Consider the following 17,429-nt stretch of genomic DNA (forward strand, 5'->3'; position numbering starts at 1 on the left):
CCCCGCTCCGGGGCGGCGCGCCCGCCACACCCCCGTCACAGCCGCTGAATGATCGTCCCAGTCGCCAGCGCCCCGCCCGCGCACATCGTGATCAGCGCGAACTCGCCGTCCCGGCGCTCGAGTTCGTGCAGCGCCGTGGTGATCAGCCGGGCGCCCGTCGCCCCGACCGGGTGGCCGAGCGCTATCGCGCCGCCGTTGACGTTGACCTTCTCCAGATCCTGCTCGAAGACCCGCGCCCAGGAGAGCACCACCGAGGCGAATGCCTCGTTGATCTCCACCAGGTCGATGTCCCGCAGGGACATTCCCGCCCGGCCCAGCACGGCCCGGGTCGCGTCGACGGGCCCGTCCAGGTGGAAGTGGGGGTCGGCGCCGACGAGCGCCTGGGCGACGATCCGGGCCCGGGGGCGCAGCCGCAGCGCCCGGGCCATCCGTTTGGAGGCCCAGAGCAGCGCCGCCGCGCCGTCGGATATCTGCGAGGAGTTGCCCGCGGTGTGGACGGCCGTGGGCATGACGGGCTTGAGCCCGGCCAGCGCCTCCATGCTGGTGTCGCGCAGGCCCTCGTCGCGGTCGACCAGGCGCCACATGCCCTGCCCGGCGTCCTGCTCCTCCTCCGTGGTGGGCACCTGCACGGCGAAGGTCTCGCGCTTGAAGCGCTCCTCCGCCCAGGCGCGGGCCGCGCGTTCCTGGGAGAGCAGGCCGAGGGCGTCGACGCGTTCGCGGGTGAGGCCGCGCCGGCGGGCTATGCGCTCGGCGGCCTCGAACTGGTTGGGCAGGTCGACGTTCCACTCGTCGGGGAAGGGCCGGCCGGGCCCGTGCTTGGAGCCGCTGCCGAGCGGCACCCGGGACATGGCCTCGACGCCGCAGCCGATGCCGATGTCGATCACCCCGCTCGCGATCATGTTGGCGACGAGGTGGCTGGCCTGCTGGGACGAGCCGCACTGGGCGTCCACGGTGGTGGCGGCGGTCTCGTAGGGCAGGCCCATGGCGAGCCAGGCGGTGCGGGCCGGGTTCATCGACTGCTCCCCGGCGTGGGTGACCGTGCCGCCGACGATCTGCTCGACGCAGTCGGGCTGGATGCCGGTGCGGGCGAGGACCTCGCGATAGGTCTCGCCCAGCAGATAGGCGGGGTGGAGGTTGGCGAGCGCGCCGCCGCGCCTGCCGATGGGCGTCCGTACGGCTTCGACGATCACGGGTTCCGCGGCCATGTCCGGCTGTCCTCTCCTCGCGCGTCCGCTGGGCGTCCCGGCGCCCCCGGCAAAAACGAGTACACGTTCCATTTCCGCTGCCGTCGGTAGTCTCCTCAGCGCGGCCCCCGCCGCACAAGGGTCGCGCACGCCCCGCGCGTGCGACAGATGGCGTCGCGTGGCTTGCCGGTCCACGACCCCGTCACTACCGTCGGACGACAGGTTTCTGATGGCCCATCAGCATTAGCCCGCCGTCCCGGCGGCTCCCCGAACTGGAGTGGTGGCCATGTCGTCCTGTCCCGCGCTGCCCGAGGGCTTCGACTTCACCGATCCGGACGTCAACGCCCGTAGGGTGCCGCTGCCGGAGTTCGCCCTGCTGCGGCGCTCCGCCCCGGTGTCCTGGATCCCCCAGCCGCACGGCCTCGCGGGCTTCGACGACGACGGCTACTGGGCCGTCACCCGGCACGCGGACGTCAAGGAGGCGTCCACCCGGCCGGAGGACTTCTCCTCCGCCCGCAACACCTCCGTCATCCGCTTCCACCCCGGCATGCGGCGCGAGCGGATCGACGCCCAGCGGCTGATGATGCTCAACATGGACCCGCCCGAGCACACCCGCGTCCGCCGGATCGTCCAGCGCGGCTTCACCCCCCGGGCGATCCGGGCCCTGGAGTCGGCCCTGCGGGAGCGGGCCGGACGGATCGTCACGGCGGCCCGGGAGCACGGCAGCGGCGACTTCGTCACCGACATCGCCTGCGAACTCCCCCTCCAGGCCATCGCGGAACTCATCGGCGTCCCCCAGCACGACCGGGCGAAGATCTTCGACTGGTCCAACCGGATGATCGCCTACGACGACCCCGAGCTCGCCCTCACCGAAGAGACCGGCAGCCGCTCCGCGATGGAGCTGATCGCCTACGCGATGGACCTCGCCGCCGCCCGCGCGGCCCACCCCGCGCGGGACATCGTCAGCCGGCTGGTGGCCGCCGAGGACGAGGGCAGCCTGGGCTCCGACGAGTTCGGCTTCTTCGTGCTGATGCTGGCCGTCGCCGGCAACGAGACCACGCGCAACGCCATCAGCCACGGCATGCACGCCTTCCTCACCCACCCCGAGCAGTGGGAGCTCTACAAGCGGGAGCGGCCCGCCACCACCGCCGAGGAGATCGTCCGCTGGGCGACCCCGGTGATCTCCTTCCAGCGCACGGCGACGCGCGACACCGAGCTCGGCGGCGGCACGGCGATCCGCGAAGGCGAGCGCGTGGGCCTGTTCTACGCCTCCGCCAATCACGACCCCGAGGTCTTCGACGCCCCGGAGACCTTCGACATCACCCGTGACCCCAACCCCCACCTGGGCTTCGGCGGCGGGGGCCCGCACTTCTGCCTGGGCCGCTCCCTGGCGGCGCTGGAGATCGACCTGATCTTCGCCGCCGTCGCCGACACCCTCCCCGGCATCCGGCTCGCCGGGGCGCCGCGCCGGCTCCGCTCGGCGTGGCTGAACGGCATCAAGGAGCTCCGCGTCAGCTACGAGTGATCGATCAACTCCCTTTTCCGGTACGGGAATCGGTCCAGACCTGACCCCTTGTCAGGTACAGCCGTCCGACTTACTCTCGGGTACACCTTCAGGGACGGCGCATGAGCGCTTCGGCAGCGCACCGCTGTGCGCCCTCCCCCACGCACCGCACCTCACCTCACTCTCACGGGATTGTTCAGGGGGCAGCCGCATGAAGGACGATCAGGGAAGACAGGTGACGACGGGTCGTGTCAGGTGGCGGAAGTTCGCCGTCCTGGCCGTGCCCGGCTTCGCCGCCACGGCCGCGCTGGCCGTCGCGCTCGCCGACGGGGCGCTGGCCGCCTCGTTCGCCGTCTCCGGGCAGGAGTTCAAGGTCGGGGCGTCCAGCCTGACGGGCACGGGCTTCGCCCAGTACGGCGGGATCGACAGGAACGCCCGCGGCAAACTGCTGCCGGTGGCCGTCACCACCATCAAGGAAGCCAAGCTCAAGGACCTGTGCCAGTCCGTGGTCACCACCCTGCCGCTGATCGGCGACATCTCCCTCATGCTCCACGCCGGCCAGGGCGCGAAGACCGTCGAGGCCACCGACCTGTTCCTCGACGCCACCCAGATGTCCGGCGACGCCGAGTTCGAGAACATCGAGATCGGCCGTGACGCGTCGACCCTCAACAAGGGCCCCGCCTCGGCGCAGGGCCTCCAGGACGCGTTCGGCCAGCAGGCCAAGTCCATCAAGATGACGGATGTGCGGCAGACGGCCTGGGCGACCAACGCCGGACGGTTCAAGCTCGCCGGCCTCGACCTGAAGATCAAGCTCGGCAAGGATGAGTGCTTCTGACGTGCCGGGGCGCCGGGACGGCACCGGGTCGCTCGCCCGCGGGTGGACGACCTGGCGGCGCTGGCGAAAGGGACGCCCCTTCTGGGGCGGCCTGGCGGCCGTCGTCGCGGGCGCGGAGATCTGCGCCCTCCCGCTCGCCCCGATGAAGGTCATGCTGGAGCAGGGCATCGCGGGCATCCCGTCGGTCCTGATGGGCATCGTCATGATCGTCATGGGTCTGACCGCGTGGTTCGCCCCGCAGTACCGGAGCCTCGCCGGGATCCTCACCGTCCTGATCGCGACGGCCGCGCTGGTGATGTCCAACCTCGGCGGATTCCTCTTCGGCACCCTCGTCGGCATCGTCGGCGGCGCGATGATCTTCGCGTGGCAACCGGTGACGACGGACGGGCCCGTCGACTGACCGTCGTTGTGGGCAATCGTTCCTCCCCCAGCTACCGCTGGGAGGTGCCCCCAGGCGGAACGGGTGGGCACAACGCGACCACGGCCCGCACCCGGGCAACGAGGACGCGCCCCACCCAGCCAAGCACCGCTCCCACCACCCTCCTCCCCCGAAGGAGCCCCCGTGATCCCCCGCCGCACCCGTCCCCGTCCCCGTCCCCTCCTCGCCGCCACCGCCGGTCTCGCCCTCACCGCGGGCCTCACCCTCACCGGTGGCGGCCCGGCGGCCGCCAGAGCCGCCGACGCCGGTTCGACGACCGTCCAGCCCGCCGGCCACACCTTCGCGGCCAAGCTCAACGGCTCGGCCACCTTCAAGGCCGGCTCGATCACCATCACCTGTGCGTCGTCGGGCTCCACGCCGTCCGGAGACACCAACCGCATCCCGGACGCCCCCGGCAACACCAACCCCTCGGGCCCGGTGACGATGGCCATCAGCTCGCCGGCCTACGGCGACTGCACGGGCAGCCTGCCGGGCGTGGACATCAGCATCACGACGTCCGGTGCCTGGACCGTCTCGATGCAGAACGGCTCCCCCATCACGGCCACGCTCAACGCGCCCGCCCAGGGCATGGTCCTCAAGTCCAGCGGCCTTGCCAACTGCACGGTGACGGCCGGGCCGGACGGACCGACGACCATCCCCACCGTGTTCGTGAACGGCACGCCGTCCCAGCTCGTGGTGACGGACGTGGCGATACCGGTGAAGGTCGAGGGCGGCTTCGGCTGCCCGACGACGGCCACGACGGCGGTCCTCAACGCGACCTACGACATCACGGACGTCACGGACCCGTCCTCCCAGATCACGGTGGGCGGCTGACGCCGCCACGTTGTGGGCAATCGTTCCTCCCCCAGCTACCGCTGGGAGGTGCCCCCAGGCGGAACGGGTGGGCACAACGCACCCACGGCCCGCACCAGCAGGGCACCCGGGGGCGCGGCCCCCGGGTCTCACCCCACGGCCCGCACAGGCGCACGCTCCGGGGCCACCCCGTCGTCGCTCCCTTTCCGCGCACCCGGAATCCCCGCGAGCGCGAGCGCACCCCGCCCCGGCCCGGTCAAGACGTACTGGATCCCGAAGCCCGCGGCGACGACCGCCGCCCCGCCCACCGCGTCCAGCACATAGTGGTTGGCCGTCCCGACGATGACCGTGAGCGTCATCAGCGGATACAGCATCCCCAGCCACCTCGCCCACGTCCGCGGTCCCACGACCGCGATCACGACCCCGCACCACAGCGACCAGCCGATGTGCAGCGAGGGCATCGCCGCGTACTGGTTGGCCAGCTCGGTCAGCGCGCCGAACTCGGGGTGGGACAGGTCCTGCGGGCCGTTGGCGGTGTCGATGAAGCCGAGGCCGGGCATCAGGCGCGGCGGTGCCAGGGGGTAGAGCCAGAAGCCGGCCAGCGCCACCAGCGTCGCGAGGGCCAACCCCGTGCGCGCCCAGCGGTACGTCGCCGGACGGCGCCAGTACAGATACCCCAGCAGCAGCATCGGCACCAGGAAGTGGAAGGTGCCGTAGTAGTAGTCCATGGCGTCCGCGAGCCGGCCCACGCCCGCCACGAAGTGGTTGACGCCGTGTTCGACGTCCAGGCGGAGGAACTCCTCGACGGCGAGGATCTGCCGGCCGTGGTACTCGGCGAGGGCGCGTGAGTCGGGGGCCTGGGCGCGGATGTAGGAGTAGGCCCAGTAGCCGACCCGTATCAGCATCAGCTCCAGGAGGAGGTTCGGGCGGTTCAGCGCGCGCTTGAAGAAGCGCAGCAGCGGCACCCAGCGGAAGCGGCCGCGCTGCGGCCCGGCGACCGGGGTGGGCACGGGCCGGTCCCACAGCGCGGAGGAGCGCGAGAGGAACGGCACCGCGCAGGCGGCCGCGAGGGCGGCGAGCAGCGGCGCGTGCTGTCCGACGGGCCCGAGGACGGGGTTCGGGGCGACGAGCACGCTGCTGCTCAGCGTCATGACGAGCACGACGAGCACGGGCCAGGCGAGCCGGTCGGCGCGTCGCCTGCCGACGCGGCCGGCGACGGCGAAGAGGATCCACAGCTGCTGGTGCTGCCAGGCGGTGGGCGCGACGGCGACCGCGACGCAGCCGGTGAGGGCCGTGGCGAGCAGCGGCTGTCCGTCGCGGGCGTAGCGGGCGGCCCGGCGCAGGCCGACGGTGATGACGACGGCGGCCAGCAGTCCGTAGAGGCCGAGTTCCAGCGGTCCGCGCAGGCCGAGGCGGAGGAGCAGGCCGTGCAGGGACTGGTTGGCCAGGCCGTCGGGCCGGTCGCCGAGGCCGGCTCCGGCGATGTGGTGGACCCAGTACGTCCAGGAGTCGTCGGGCAGGGCCGCCCAGGCCAGGGCCGTGGAGCCGGCGAAGGTGGCGCCGGTGACGAGCGCGGCGCGGCGGCGGCCGGTGAGCCACAGCAGGGGGGCGAAGAGGAGGACGGCGGGCTGGAGGGCCGCCGCGAGGCCGACGAGGACGCCGGTGGTCCGGCCGGAGCGCCGGTCGGCGATCCGGGGCCGGCAGCAGCCGAGGAGGACGAGGAGCACCGGGAGGACGCTCGTCTGACCGAGGGTGAAGGTGTTGCGGACGGGCAGGGAGAGAAGCGTCAGGATGACGGCGACGGGCGCGGCGCCACGGCGCATACGTCCACCGACAGGAAGGACCCGGACGGCGACGAGGGCGACGGCGACGACGAGCGACAGCGTGCTCAGCGTCCACACGACGCCGAGGCCGTGTCGGGCCGCGTCGGTGAGGGGCCGGAGCACGAGCCCGGCGAGGGGGGTGCCGGTGAACCTGCCGGAGTCGTAGAGGGAGCCGTAGAGGGAGCCATGCGTGTGCGGGACGCCGTGCTCGCCGGCCCAGGTGGCGAGGCCGGTGAACCGGCGCGCCGGGGGGAGCCGCAGCACGGCCGCCGCCTGACGCACGGCCAGCAGCCCGGCGAGCAGCCACAGCGCCGCCAGGGCCACGGCGGGCCGCGAGCCCGCCCTCGGCGGACCCACCGGTCCGCCCCGCTCCGCTTCCGCCACGCTCCGCCGCTCCTCCCGTCACCCGGCTCGGTCACTCGCGTCGGCCCTTTGAGACCTTACTCAGCCGCCGCGCACTCGCGCGGATCGTCCACAGGACGTCCCGCGGCCTCTTGACGGTGGCCTGAGTCCAACGCCCCGGGGGCCATTAGGGTGCGGTCATGAGCACCAGTGGCAGCAGTGAACGGCGGCCCCCGGCCCTGCGGGCGGACGCCCGGCGCAATCGCGAGGCCCTCGTCGCGGCGGCCCGGGAGCTCTTCGCCGAGCAGGGCCTGGAGGTCCCGCTGGACGAGATCGCCCGCCGCGCGGGCGTGGGCAACGCCACCCTGTACCGGCGTTTCCCCACCCGGGAGGCGCTGATCGAGGCGGTGTTCGGGGAGTCCCTGGGCGCGAGCATGAGCGAGGGCGAACGGGCCCGCGCGGGTGAGGACGCCTTCGCGTCGCTGACCGCCTACATGGAGCGGATCTTCGAGGGCCTGGCCGCCGACCGCGGGGCGATCGAGCTGATGACGACGACCATCCCGGCCGGCCCCACCCTGGCCGCGCTGCGCGAGCACAACCACGCCACGGTGGGCGCGCTCGTCCGCCGCGCGCAGGAGCAGGGCACGATGCGCCCGGACGTGGTCGCCGAGGACCTGCTGTTCGCCCTGGCCGCCCTGGGCCGTTGCGTCCCCTCCGCCGCGGCCGTGGCCCCCGGCTCCTGGCGCCGCCACCTCGCCCTGCTCTTCGACGGCCTGCGCGCGAAGGCCGTCTCCGACCTGCCCGCGCCGCCGCTGACGGCGGAACAGCTGGACGGCGTCCTGGCGGACGTGGGTGGAGGCGGGGTCGGGAACCGCTGAGCGGCCGCGGCAGTGCAGGATGGCCTCATGAGCATCGTGAAGATCAATGCCCTCACCGTCCCGGCCGAGCAGCGCGAGGTCCTGGAGAAGCGGTTCGCGTCCCGCGCGGGCACGGTGGAGAGTGCCGACGGTTTCGAGTGGTTCGAGCTTCTTCGCCCGCTGGAAGGAACGGACGACTACCTCGTCTACACGCGCTGGCGCAGCGAGGAGGACTTCCAGGCGTGGATGGAGGGCCCGATGAAGGCCGCCCACCAGGGCGGTGGCCAGGCCGGTGGCGAGGGCGCCCCCAAGCACAAGCCCGCCGCGACGGGGTCGACGGTGTGGTCGTTCGAGGTCGTCCAGCAGGCCGCGCCGAAGCAGGGCTGACCACGGCCCCCGGCGCACTGAGCCGACTCCGGGCCGGCTCCGGACCGGCCCCCGGAAAAGCAGCTGATCGGACGGCCGCACGCGTGCGACCATCCGCCGCATGACCATCTGGAACGTCTCCCCGCAGCCGGTCGGCTCGCCCGAGTCGGCCGCGCTGCTGCGGGAGTACCTCGTCGACGTCGCCGACCGCTGGTACCTGCTGCACGACGGGCGCCGGTGCACGCCCGAGGAGATCGAGCGGCACCTGGCCGAGATGCGCGGCGACGACCCCGGGACGCTGCTGGTGGCCCGGTACGGCGAGGAGCGGGCCGGGTGCGTGGGGCTGCGGCGGCTGGACGCCCGTACGGCCGAGTTGTGCCGGATGTACGTACGGGCGGACCGGCGCGGTCTGGGCGGCTCGGGCGCGCTGCTGGGCGCCGCCGAGGAGACGGCGCGCGCGTGGGGCGCGGAGCGGATCGTGCTGGAGACCCGGCGGGATCTGGTGGAGGCGCGGGCGCTGTACGCCCGGCACGGCTTCGGGGACGTCGCCCCCTACAAGGAGGCGGACGCGTACTCGGAGGTGTGGCTCGGCAAGGAGCTGGACTGATCCCTCCTCACAGGCGGTGGTCGGGTTACAGGCGGTGGTCGGGTCTGGCGCCCGCCGCCCCGCCGTCGCGGGGCTGTTCGGCGTCGGAGCCGCACAGTTCGCGGTTGAGCTCCTCGACGAGGCAGCTCAGGTCGTGGGGGCGGTCGGCGGCCGTCCACCAGTCGCCCAGGAGTTCCGCGAGCATCTGCTCGCGGGCGCGGAAGAGTTCGTCCGCCACCTGTCCTCCCGCGTCGGTGAGGACGAGCTCCAGCCCCTCGCGCCGGACCAGTTCCCGGATCTCCAGCTGGCGGGCGCCCTCGGTGACGACGCGCAGCGGGATGTCCACGCGTTCGGCGAGGATCGCGGGCTCGGCGTGGCCGTCGCGTTTGATGCGCAGCAGCAGCCAGTTGGCGGCGGGTTCGAGGTCGACTCCGGCCCGTTGGCCGATCTTCTCGTAGACCTTGCGGCGGCCCTCGCGGCTGCCGAGGAGGGAGAGGGCGCGGGCGACCTCGTCGCGCGAGGAGCGCTCGACGGGGTTGCTGGCGACGACCTCGCTGGTGTCGGGCGCGGTGACGCTGCCGCGCAGCGGCTCCTCCCTGAGCAGCCAGGCGAGGGCGAAGGCGAGGAGGGCGGGCGGCACGGCGTAGAGGAAGACGTCGGTGATCGACTGGGAGTAGGCGGCGAGGACGCCGGTGCGCTGGGCGGGCGGCAGCCGGTGGAGGACGCGGGGATCGGACTTGAGGGCGTCGGGGGTGACGCCGGGCGGCAGGGGGACGCCGGCGAGGGCGTCGGCGATCCGGGGGCCGAGCTTGTTGGTGAAGATCGTGCCGAAGATCGAGACGCCGAAGGACGCGCCGATGGAGCGGAAGAACGTGGCGCCGGAGGTGGCGACGCCGAGGTCCTGGTAGCCGACGGAGTTCTGCACGATCAGCACGAGGACCTGCATGACGAGGCCCAGTCCGAAGCCGAAGACGAAGAAGTACGTGCTCATCATCGCGGTGCTGACGGCCGGGTCGAGCCGGTGGAGCAGGAGCAGGCCGATGGTCATCACGGCGGTCCCGGCGATGGGGAAGACCTTGTAGCGCCCGGTGCGGCTGACGATCTGGCCGGAGCCGGTCGAGGCGATCAGCAGACCGGCCACCATCGGCAGCATGTGCACCCCGGAGAGGGTCGGCGAGACGCCGTGGACGACCTGCAGGAACGTCGGCAGGTAGGTCATGGAGCCGAACATCGCGAAGCCGACGACGAAGCCGATCACCGAGCAGAGCGCGAAGGTGTGGATCCGGAACAGCCCCAGCGGCAGGACGGGCTCGGCGGCGCGCCGCTCGACGAGCACGAAGGGCAGGAGCAGCGCCACGCCCACCACGCCCAGCCCGATGATCCGCCAGGACGACCAGGGGTAGGACGTCCCGCCGAGCGAGGTCATCAGCACCAGGCAGACGGCGACGGCGGCGATGAGGAAGGTGCCGAGGTAGTCGATGCGGTGCGGGACGCGGCTGGCGGGGATGTGGAGGACGGCGGCGATCACGGCGAGGGCGACGACGCCGATGGGGAGGTTGACGTAGAACACCCAGCGCCAGCTGAGGTGGTCCACGAAGAGCCCGCCGAGCAGGGGGCCCAGCACGCTCGTACCGCCGAAGACGGCGCCGAAGAGGCCCTGGTAGCGGCCCCGGTCGCGGGGCGGCACGATGTCGCCGACGATCGCCATCGACAGCACCATCAGCCCGCCGCCGCCCAGGCCCTGGAGGGCGCGGAAGCCGATCAGCTCGGGCATGTTCCGGGCGAGGCCGCAGAGCGCGGAGCCGATGAGGAAGATGACGATGGCCGTCTGGAAGAGCTTCTTGCGCCCGTACTGGTCGCCGAGCTTGCCCCACAGGGGCGTGGCGGCGGTGGACGCGAGCATGTAGGCGGTGACGACCCAGGAGAGGTGCTCCAGGCCGCCGAGGTCGCTGACGATCGTCGGCAGGGCGGTGGAGACGATCGTCTGGTCGAGGGCCGCCAGCAGCATGCCGAGCAGCAGCGCGCCGATCGCGACGCGCACGCCGCCCTTGGGCAGCCCTTCGCCGGGTATGGACGGCGCTCCGGGGGCGGCCCGGGCCGCTCCGGCCGGGCCCGGGACGTCCTGGGCCATGGACAGCTCCTCGGGTTCGGGTCGCTCGGGGTGGGTCGCTCGGGTTCGGATCGCTCGGGTTCGGATCGCTCCTCCCATGGTCGTCCGGACGGGCGATTCCGGCCTGTCGGACTACGCCGATCCAGCCCGCCGGATCACTCCGATCCGGCCCATCGGACCGCGCTCGGACCGCGCTCGGACCACTCCGACCAGGGCCGTTGGCGTTCGACCGGGTCCGTTTTGTATCTTTGAGAAACAAAGTGGCTCCACCCGCACTCCCTGACCGGTGGGTGGAGCCACTTGTCTTCTTCCGCGCGCCGCTCTGGAGCTGCCCCATGACCACTCTCACGGCCCGAGCCCTCCTCCTGGACATGGACGGCACGATCGTCAACTCCGACGCGGTCGTCGAGCGCTGCTGGCGCGGCTGGGCGGACGAGCAGGGCCTGGACGGCGACGAGGTCATGAAGGTCGTCCACGGCCGCCAGGGCTACGCGACCATGGCCGTCCTCCTCCCCGAGCGCCCCATGGAGCTCAACCACGAGGACAACCGCCGGATGCTGGCCGCCGAGACCGCCGACGTCGACGGCGTCGTCCCCGTCCCCGGCGCCCCCGCCTTCATGGCCGCCCTGGAGCGGCTGCCGCACGCCCTGGTCACCTCGGCCGACCGCGCCCTGTCCGACGCCCGCATGGGCGCGGCGGGCCTGCCCATGCCGGCGGTGCGGGTGACGGCCGAGTCCGTCAGCGCCAGCAAGCCGGACCCGGAGGGCTTCCTCAAGGGCGCGGCCGAGCTGGGCTTCGCCCCGCAGGACTGCGTTGTCTTCGAGGACTCCGAGGCGGGCATCGCGGCGGGCCGCGCGGCCGGCATGCGCGTCGTGGGCGTCGGCCCGCGCGCGGCCGCCCACGGCCCGGACGTGGCCGTGGCGGACCTCACGGCGGTGCGGGTCGAGACGGACGCGGCCGGCGGGATCGTCCTGCGGATCACGACGGGCTGAGACGGGGGCCGGGCGGCGGGCGCGTCGGCGTAGGCTCGCGCGCATGCTCCTGTGGATCAACGGCCCCTTCGGGGGCGGCAAGACCCAGACCGCCCACGAACTCCACCGCCGCCTCCCCGGCAGCGTCGTCTGCGACCCCGAGCACGCGGGCTTCGGCCTCCACCGGATGCTGCCGCCGGCGCTGCGCGGCGACTTCCAGGACCTGCCGGTGTGGCGCCAGGCGGTGTACGAGGTCCTGGACATGGCCCTGACCGGGCACACCACGGGCCCGGTGATCGTCCCCATGACGATCGTCAACAGCACGTACTTCGCCGAAACGGTCGGCCGCCTCCGCGACGACGGCCACGACGTCCGCCACTTCGCGCTCCTCGCGCGCCGCGAGACGGTCCTGCGGCGGCTGCGCGAGCGCGGCCTGGGGGCGTCCCTGCGGCGCGAGACGTTCGCGGTGGCGAAGCTGGACGAGTGTCTGGAGCGGCTGCGCGCGGAGGAATTCGGCGAGCACATCTGGACAGACGACGTGTCCGTGCCCCGGGTCGCCGACACGATCGCGACCTCGGCGGGCCTCCGGCTCACCCCCAACACGGACGGCCCGCTGAAGGGCCGCCTGCGCCGGGCGTGGACGGGCGTGAAGCACATCCGCTTCGACTGAACGACGGTCTCGGCGTCGCCCCCGGCTACCGGCCCGCGCAGCACGCCGCCGGGGCGCGTCCCTGCCACTTGCGGCAGCGGGGATCACAGCCGCCAGCGGCCGGAGGACGAGGCCCGCGCTGCGGCACGTTCAGCCGCCAGGCTGCGCCCCCGGGCTCACGCGGCCGCCCGCCAGCTCATGACATGGCATCTGCCCGCTGGGCCAGGGCTCGCAGCTCGGGGGACGCCGCGCGGCCTTCTATCAGCATCAGATCCCGGATCGCCGAACGGGCGGCGACATGCGACTGAATCGTCTCCGGAGCCAATTGCTCCGCCTCCAGGAACGACTGGAGCGCCTCTTCCAGGTGCCGGAGTTGAGCATGGGCCCGGCCGATGTCCAGGGCCAGCCTGGCCTGGCGCTCGACGGACAGGCCCGAGGCGTCCAGGCGCGCTCCTATGTGGAGGGCCTCGCCCGCGTCACCGAGGTCGACGGCCACGGACACCGCCTGGATCTCGACATTCGTCGGACCGAATTCGAGGTTGAAGTCATTGCGGTCCTCGCCAAGCCGCTCGGCGGCCCGGCGAGCCCGCCCGACCTCGCCTCGGGCAGCCGAACGATTCCCGCAGCGTGCGTGCACTTGGGCGAGCACGAGGTGCAGGGAACCCAGTAGCGACAACACCGCCGGTGTCTCCTCGGCAGCACCGGCCTGGACGTGCCGCGCGAGAGCGTGCACCGCGGTTTGCGCGACGTGCTCCGCTTGGTCATAACGCTTGAGGCGAAGACAGGCGTGAGCGAGCCGGAATGTGCCCGCGAATACGTCCAGCACACGGCCCGACATCTCGGCAGCCGCGATGGCGCGATCCGCCGCCACCCAAGCGGCGTCCGCCTCGTTCTGACGCACGAACGCGGCGGCCATCGCTTGATAGGCACGAGCAAGCAGGCCGTACACCTGCGGGCGTTCGCGTTCAGGTGCCGTCCGGGCCAGGGACTCCAGGCGTGGAACGATCTCCGAGAGGGACTCGCTCAGCTCAGCCATCCTGCCGCCGTGCGCCAGGGCCCAGATGGCGTCCAGCCCGGCCCGGAGTTCGGGGAACGACACCTCGGCTTCCGTGGGACACGTGGCGAGAAGCGCGTAGGGAGCCGGGTGCCCGGAGAGGAGAAGCCGCACTCGATCGAGATCGTTCGAGCGCGCCGCTGAGCCGGGCTCCTCCGTCCTGGGCGCGTCAGGGCGCAGCTCGTGTGGTTCGACGCCGAGGCTGCGGGCCAACATCCGCAGGACATCGAGCCTGTTGACAGGCTGAACACCGCGCTCCACCTGGGAGAGCCAGCTCGTGGTCCGGCCGATCTCCGCAGCCAGTTCCTTCTGTGTCAGGCCGCGCTGGGTCCGCAATTCCGCGACGCGTGCGCCGAACTCGCGCCGGCTTTCAGGAGTCACCGGGCCGTCTGCACCTTTCCGTCGATGTGCTCCAAAAAGGTCACATCAGTCGCGACCACGAACTTCTCACGCTCGACGAGGAAGTGCCGCGTGTGCGGCTGTCGCTCATGAGCCTCGAAGGCGGCACGGCTCTCGTACAGCTCGTAGAACACGCGGACATGCGGATCGTCCGGCACTCGATGGTTCACGTAGACGACTGTCCCTTGCTCGTATCGCCGGATGCCCTCCAGCGTCCGCGACACCAACTCGTCGAAGCCCTCCGCTGATTCCCCGTCTCGCAGCGTGAAGCGTACGACCAGACCAAAGCCAGCGACCATGCCTGCACTCCCCTCAAGTCGCACCAAGACTTCCAGAACCCGAACAGCCGGGATAGTCGCAGGATTTCTTGACTCACAGAAATACTGCGAGTAGCGTCGCCGTCACGCTGCGACCGACATCCGGAGTGAACGGTCAGGGGTTCGCTCGCGGCGCCCGAAAGGCATCACGCATACGAAAAGGCCCCGGCAGTTCCGGCCCGACGGTGCTGGTACCACCGATCGCGCCCTGCCGAGGCCGACATCTCACCCCTGAGCAAGCAGGAGGTTCGATGCCCATCCAGGCTAGCGGCCCGCAAGGCGAGGCCGTTGGGGCTACGCGCTGCGAGCAGTGCGCGGAAATCAAGCAGAAGCGCTACGAAGCCGTCCGCCAAGGCGACCGGCGCCGTGCCGAGGCGATGGCCACCGCCATGGGGCGGCATCAGCGGGCGGCACACTGATGGCCGCCACCCGCACCACCTCAACCACGTGGCACTGCCCGCACCCCGCAGGCAGTTGGACGGCCGCAGGCGGCCTCGCCACCTGTGGCCGGTGCGGCACGCGCCGCGTGCTCGACTTCCGGCCGCTCGGGCAGGCGTTGGAGCTGCCCGAGCGGATGGCGCTGTACGCGCCGACGACGTCCGGACGTGGGCACGCCCGCGAAGTCGTGCCGTACCGCCGCCGTGAACTCCTGCGTCGGCTGCGCGAGGCCAATCGCCGGAGCAGCGCGGGCAGACCCTAGACCCGCGCGCCCCCGCACGCGCCGCCCGCGCGCCCCCGTGCTTCACGGGCGCGCTCCGGCACGGTTGCCAATCCACACGCCCCGCACTGGAATGCGGAGCCGACGGGGGCATCAGGCGCCGTGAGAGGAGTCCGATCGTGATCCACATGACCGAGACCCTGGCCGTCCAGACCGTCGAGGGTTTCCTCACCCCCGATGAGACAGCAGAACTCACCAAGCTGCTCGACGAGCACCTCGTCGCCACCGGCTGGCGGCCCGCCCGGCCCAGTGACGGGCTGGTGGCACCCGGCGAGGTCCAGGAGATCCTGGCGGCCGGCGTCGAGCGGGCGCTGCCCGCCATCCGGCGCGCCTTCCCGTCCGTGGCGACCGCCACCCCGTGGGACTACCACGACCTCCGCCCCGGCGACAGCATCGAGCCGCACCTCCACGGCGTGGACGCGCCCGACCGGCGGCGACAGCGGGTCGCGCGGGTGGCCTTCCATCTCCAGGAGGCCGACGAGGGCGGGGCGTTCTATATCGAGACCGCCTCCTCCGAGGCGCTGTGGACCGACCGGACCGCCGGCTCCGACAGCGCTTTCCTCCCCGGTACGCGCTTCGCCCGAGAGATCTCGCACCACGGAGGGCTCGACTCCGCCGCCGCGCTCGCCCGCGCCCCGCGCACCCGCTGGACCAGCGCCCCGCCCGCCCGCACCGCCGTGGTCTACGGCGCCCAGCTCGTCCACGGCGTGGAGACCGTCCGGGCGGGGCGGCTGCGGAAGCTGATCACCAACCTGCTGAGCGACGGCTGACACCGACGCGCGTCAGCCCATCGCCGCCTCGTACAGGCTGAAGCCCGCCAGCGCCAGCATCACCAGCGCCGCGATCTTCGTGATCAGCGTCAGCGGGACGTAGCGCATCAGGGTCTTGCCGCCCACGATGCCCAGGCCCGCCACGGCCCACAGGCCGAGCGTCGCGCCCACGCCCACCGACACCGGGTCGTCGTAGCGGGCGGCGAGGTTGGCGGTCATGATCTGGGTGAGGTCGCCGAACTCCGCGACGAGGATCAGCATGAAGCCCGCGCCGGAGACCTTCCAGAAGGACTGGTCGGCGGGCTTCGTGATCTCTTCCTCGTCGTCGTCCTTCTTCAGCAGCAGCATCGCCGCGCCCGCGAGGAAGAGGACGCCGACGATGGCCTGGAGGAGGCGGTGCGGGAGGAGGGTGAGGAGGCTGCCGGCCGCGATGGCCAGGGCGACGTGGACCAGGAAGGCCGCCGCGACGCCCGCGAAGACGTACGAGGCGCGGTAGCGGGTGCCGAGCATCAGGGAGGCCAGGGCCGTCTTGTCGGGGAGCTCGGCGAGGAAGATCACGCCGAAGACCAGGGCGGCGACGGTGAAGCTGAACACAGGGACGGTTTCCTCTGTCATCGGTGGGAGAAGACGCCTCCGCACCGCGAGCAGCACCTGCGTCAAGGAATCAGGGGTCGCTTCGGCACGGCAGCGTCATGGACACTGCGGCCGAAGGTCTCGCTGGCCGGTGCGCACGAAACGCACGGCCTCCGGGCGCCGGCCGGGCGCGAGGCCCAGCAGTATGTCGACGGTCCGGCGAAGAGCTACTCCCCTTCTGCTCCCCCCAGCGTACGTGATCGGCCGAGCAGCCCGCGCGCGACGAGCTCCAGGACCACCGCCACCGCGACCGCCTGCACCGCCAGCAGCGCGATCAGGACGAAGAGCTGCACCACGCCCGCGAGCAGCGGGGACGCGCCGCCCAGCAGCATTCCCACGAAGGCGCCGGGCAGGGTGACGAGGCCCACGGTGCGGGTCTGGTCCAGGCCCGGCAGGAGGGCGTCGGAGGCGGCCGGGCGGGCGATCTCCAGACGGGCCTCGCGGGGGAGGAAGCCCAGGGCCATGGCGGCCTCGACCTCGCCGTGCCGGGTGCGCAGCTCGTCCAGGGCGCGCCGGCCGGCCAGGACGGTGGCGGTGAGGGCGCCGCCGATGAGGATGCCGGTGACGGGGATGAGGGCGACGCCCTTGGCGGGTACGAGCCCGGTCAGCAGCAGCGCGAGGACGACCGGCAGCACGCCCGCGGCGATCGGGACGGCCGCCCACCACCAGGTGCGGTCGTCGGTGAGCCGACGCCCGGCGGTGCGGACGGCGACGGCGAACATCAGCAGCAGGAAGCCCGCCAGCAGCGGCATGGCCCGGACCACCCAGCCGATGAGCGACGCGACGACGGCCAGCTGGACGGCCGCGCGGAGCCCGGCGAGGGCGATGGCCCGCGCGTAGCCGCGCTCGCGGCCGTCGGCGAGGCGGGCCACCGCCGCGACGGTGATGGCCGCCACGAGCAGGACGGCCAGCACCACCCCGAGCGTGGTGTTGGCGGGCAGCAGAACGGCGGCGGCGAGCACGCCGCCACCCTACGGTCGGCGATCCGCGTGCCGACCGCCCGGCCGCCCGTGGCTGTTGACGTGTCAGGCACACCGAGGCGGGGCGGGGCCGGAGCGCCCACGGAATGAGTGATTCCCC

General features: G+C 72.6%; 18 protein-coding genes. 11 read left to right on the top strand and 7 right to left on the bottom strand.

All coding sequences use genetic code 11. From position 1 onward, the window contains the following. Nucleotides 1-35 precede the first annotated feature (35 nt). The gene (locus tag ACX9I7_RS00265) at nucleotides 36-1,205 is read right to left on the bottom strand and encodes a steroid 3-ketoacyl-CoA thiolase (RefSeq protein ID WP_459386095.1); all 1,170 of its coding nucleotides are present in this window, start codon (nucleotides 1,203-1,205) and stop codon (nucleotides 36-38) included. Nucleotides 1,206-1,470: 265 nt separating this feature from the next. Here ACX9I7_RS00265 and ACX9I7_RS00270 point away from each other — a divergent pair, with 265 nt between their 5' ends. The 4 genes from ACX9I7_RS00270 (at nucleotide 1,471) to ACX9I7_RS00285 (ending at nucleotide 4,775) form a co-directional block, all read left to right on the top strand. Next, entirely contained in the window at nucleotides 1,471-2,709 is a 1,239-nt protein-coding gene (locus ACX9I7_RS00270; RefSeq protein ID WP_459386096.1) for a cytochrome P450, read from the top strand. A gap of 190 nt (nucleotides 2,710-2,899) precedes the next feature. Next, complete coding sequence (locus ACX9I7_RS00275; RefSeq protein ID WP_387574665.1) at nucleotides 2,900-3,523, top strand: DUF6230 family protein; 624 nt, start codon at nucleotides 2,900-2,902, stop codon at nucleotides 3,521-3,523. After that, nucleotides 3,510-3,923, top strand: a complete 414-nt coding sequence (locus ACX9I7_RS00280; RefSeq protein ID WP_459386097.1) for a DUF6114 domain-containing protein — start codon at nucleotides 3,510-3,512, stop codon at nucleotides 3,921-3,923. Before ACX9I7_RS00275 ends, ACX9I7_RS00280 begins: the two co-directional genes overlap by 14 nt. A gap of 162 nt (nucleotides 3,924-4,085) precedes the next feature. Continuing rightward, nucleotides 4,086-4,775 carry a hypothetical protein gene (locus ACX9I7_RS00285; protein ID WP_459386098.1) on the top strand — a complete coding sequence of 230 codons (690 nt, stop codon included), beginning with the start codon at nucleotides 4,086-4,088 and terminating at the stop codon, nucleotides 4,773-4,775. Nucleotides 4,776-4,903: 128 nt separating this feature from the next. Here the strand turns inward: ACX9I7_RS00285 and ACX9I7_RS00290 are convergent, their stop codons facing one another. After that, nucleotides 4,904-6,961: a bifunctional glycosyltransferase 87/phosphatase PAP2 family protein gene (locus ACX9I7_RS00290; RefSeq protein WP_459386099.1), complete on the bottom strand. Its 2,058-nt coding sequence runs from the start codon at nucleotides 6,959-6,961 to the stop codon at nucleotides 4,904-4,906. A gap of 158 nt (nucleotides 6,962-7,119) precedes the next feature. Here ACX9I7_RS00290 and ACX9I7_RS00295 point away from each other — a divergent pair, with 158 nt between their 5' ends. From ACX9I7_RS00295 to ACX9I7_RS00305, 3 genes are all read left to right on the top strand, one after another. Further along, nucleotides 7,120-7,797 (top strand): TetR/AcrR family transcriptional regulator, encoded by a 678-nt coding sequence (locus tag ACX9I7_RS00295; protein ID WP_387574673.1) that lies wholly within the window; start codon nucleotides 7,120-7,122, stop codon nucleotides 7,795-7,797. 27 nt (nucleotides 7,798-7,824) lie between these two features. Beyond that, the gene (locus ACX9I7_RS00300) at nucleotides 7,825-8,163 is read left to right on the top strand and encodes an antibiotic biosynthesis monooxygenase family protein (protein WP_459386100.1); all 339 of its coding nucleotides are present in this window, start codon (nucleotides 7,825-7,827) and stop codon (nucleotides 8,161-8,163) included. A gap of 100 nt (nucleotides 8,164-8,263) precedes the next feature. Further along, nucleotides 8,264-8,749 (top strand): GNAT family N-acetyltransferase, encoded by a 486-nt coding sequence (locus tag ACX9I7_RS00305; protein ID WP_459386101.1) that lies wholly within the window; start codon nucleotides 8,264-8,266, stop codon nucleotides 8,747-8,749. Nucleotides 8,750-8,774: 25 nt separating this feature from the next. On the opposite strand, the gene ACX9I7_RS00310 is transcribed toward ACX9I7_RS00305, so the two are convergent. Then, nucleotides 8,775-10,859: an MDR family MFS transporter gene (locus tag ACX9I7_RS00310; protein ID WP_459386102.1), complete on the bottom strand. Its 2,085-nt coding sequence runs from the start codon at nucleotides 10,857-10,859 to the stop codon at nucleotides 8,775-8,777. 314 nt (nucleotides 10,860-11,173) lie between these two features. Between ACX9I7_RS00310 and ACX9I7_RS00315 the strand changes: the two genes are divergently transcribed. Both ACX9I7_RS00315 and ACX9I7_RS00320 read left to right on the top strand, forming a co-directional pair. Beyond that, nucleotides 11,174-11,830 (top strand): HAD-IA family hydrolase, encoded by a 657-nt coding sequence (locus ACX9I7_RS00315; RefSeq protein WP_387574679.1) that lies wholly within the window; start codon nucleotides 11,174-11,176, stop codon nucleotides 11,828-11,830. Nucleotides 11,831-11,873: 43 nt separating this feature from the next. Then, nucleotides 11,874-12,479 (top strand): AAA family ATPase, encoded by a 606-nt coding sequence (locus ACX9I7_RS00320; RefSeq protein WP_459386103.1) that lies wholly within the window; start codon nucleotides 11,874-11,876, stop codon nucleotides 12,477-12,479. Between the two features lie 175 nt (nucleotides 12,480-12,654). Here ACX9I7_RS00320 and ACX9I7_RS00325 read toward each other — a convergent pair whose 3' ends face one another. Both ACX9I7_RS00325 and ACX9I7_RS00330 read right to left on the bottom strand, forming a co-directional pair. After that, the gene (locus ACX9I7_RS00325; RefSeq protein ID WP_459386104.1) at nucleotides 12,655-13,893 is read right to left on the bottom strand and encodes a helix-turn-helix domain-containing protein; all 1,239 of its coding nucleotides are present in this window, start codon (nucleotides 13,891-13,893) and stop codon (nucleotides 12,655-12,657) included. Next, on the bottom strand, nucleotides 13,890-14,210 hold the full coding sequence (locus ACX9I7_RS00330; protein ID WP_387574685.1) for a putative quinol monooxygenase: 321 nt from the start codon (nucleotides 14,208-14,210) through the stop codon (nucleotides 13,890-13,892). Before ACX9I7_RS00330 ends, ACX9I7_RS00325 begins: the two co-directional genes overlap by 4 nt. Nucleotides 14,211-14,646: 436 nt before the next feature. Here ACX9I7_RS00330 and ACX9I7_RS00335 point away from each other — a divergent pair, with 436 nt between their 5' ends. Further along, the gene (locus tag ACX9I7_RS00335) at nucleotides 14,647-14,928 is read left to right on the top strand and encodes a DUF6255 family natural product biosynthesis protein (protein ID WP_459386105.1); all 282 of its coding nucleotides are present in this window, start codon (nucleotides 14,647-14,649) and stop codon (nucleotides 14,926-14,928) included. A gap of 137 nt (nucleotides 14,929-15,065) precedes the next feature. Then, nucleotides 15,066-15,716, top strand: coding sequence for a hypothetical protein (locus ACX9I7_RS00340; protein ID WP_459386106.1), 651 nt, complete (start codon nucleotides 15,066-15,068; stop codon nucleotides 15,714-15,716). Between the two features lie 12 nt (nucleotides 15,717-15,728). On the opposite strand, the gene ACX9I7_RS00345 is transcribed toward ACX9I7_RS00340, so the two are convergent. Beyond that, nucleotides 15,729-16,310 (bottom strand): TMEM165/GDT1 family protein, encoded by a 582-nt coding sequence (locus ACX9I7_RS00345; protein ID WP_358634696.1) that lies wholly within the window; start codon nucleotides 16,308-16,310, stop codon nucleotides 15,729-15,731. Nucleotides 16,311-16,516: 206 nt separating this feature from the next. Next, nucleotides 16,517-17,311 carry an ABC transporter permease gene (locus ACX9I7_RS00350; protein WP_459386107.1) on the bottom strand — a complete coding sequence of 265 codons (795 nt, stop codon included), beginning with the start codon at nucleotides 17,309-17,311 and terminating at the stop codon, nucleotides 16,517-16,519. Nucleotides 17,312-17,429 lie beyond the last annotated feature (118 nt).

The organism is Streptomyces sp. L500 (assembly GCF_054551825.1).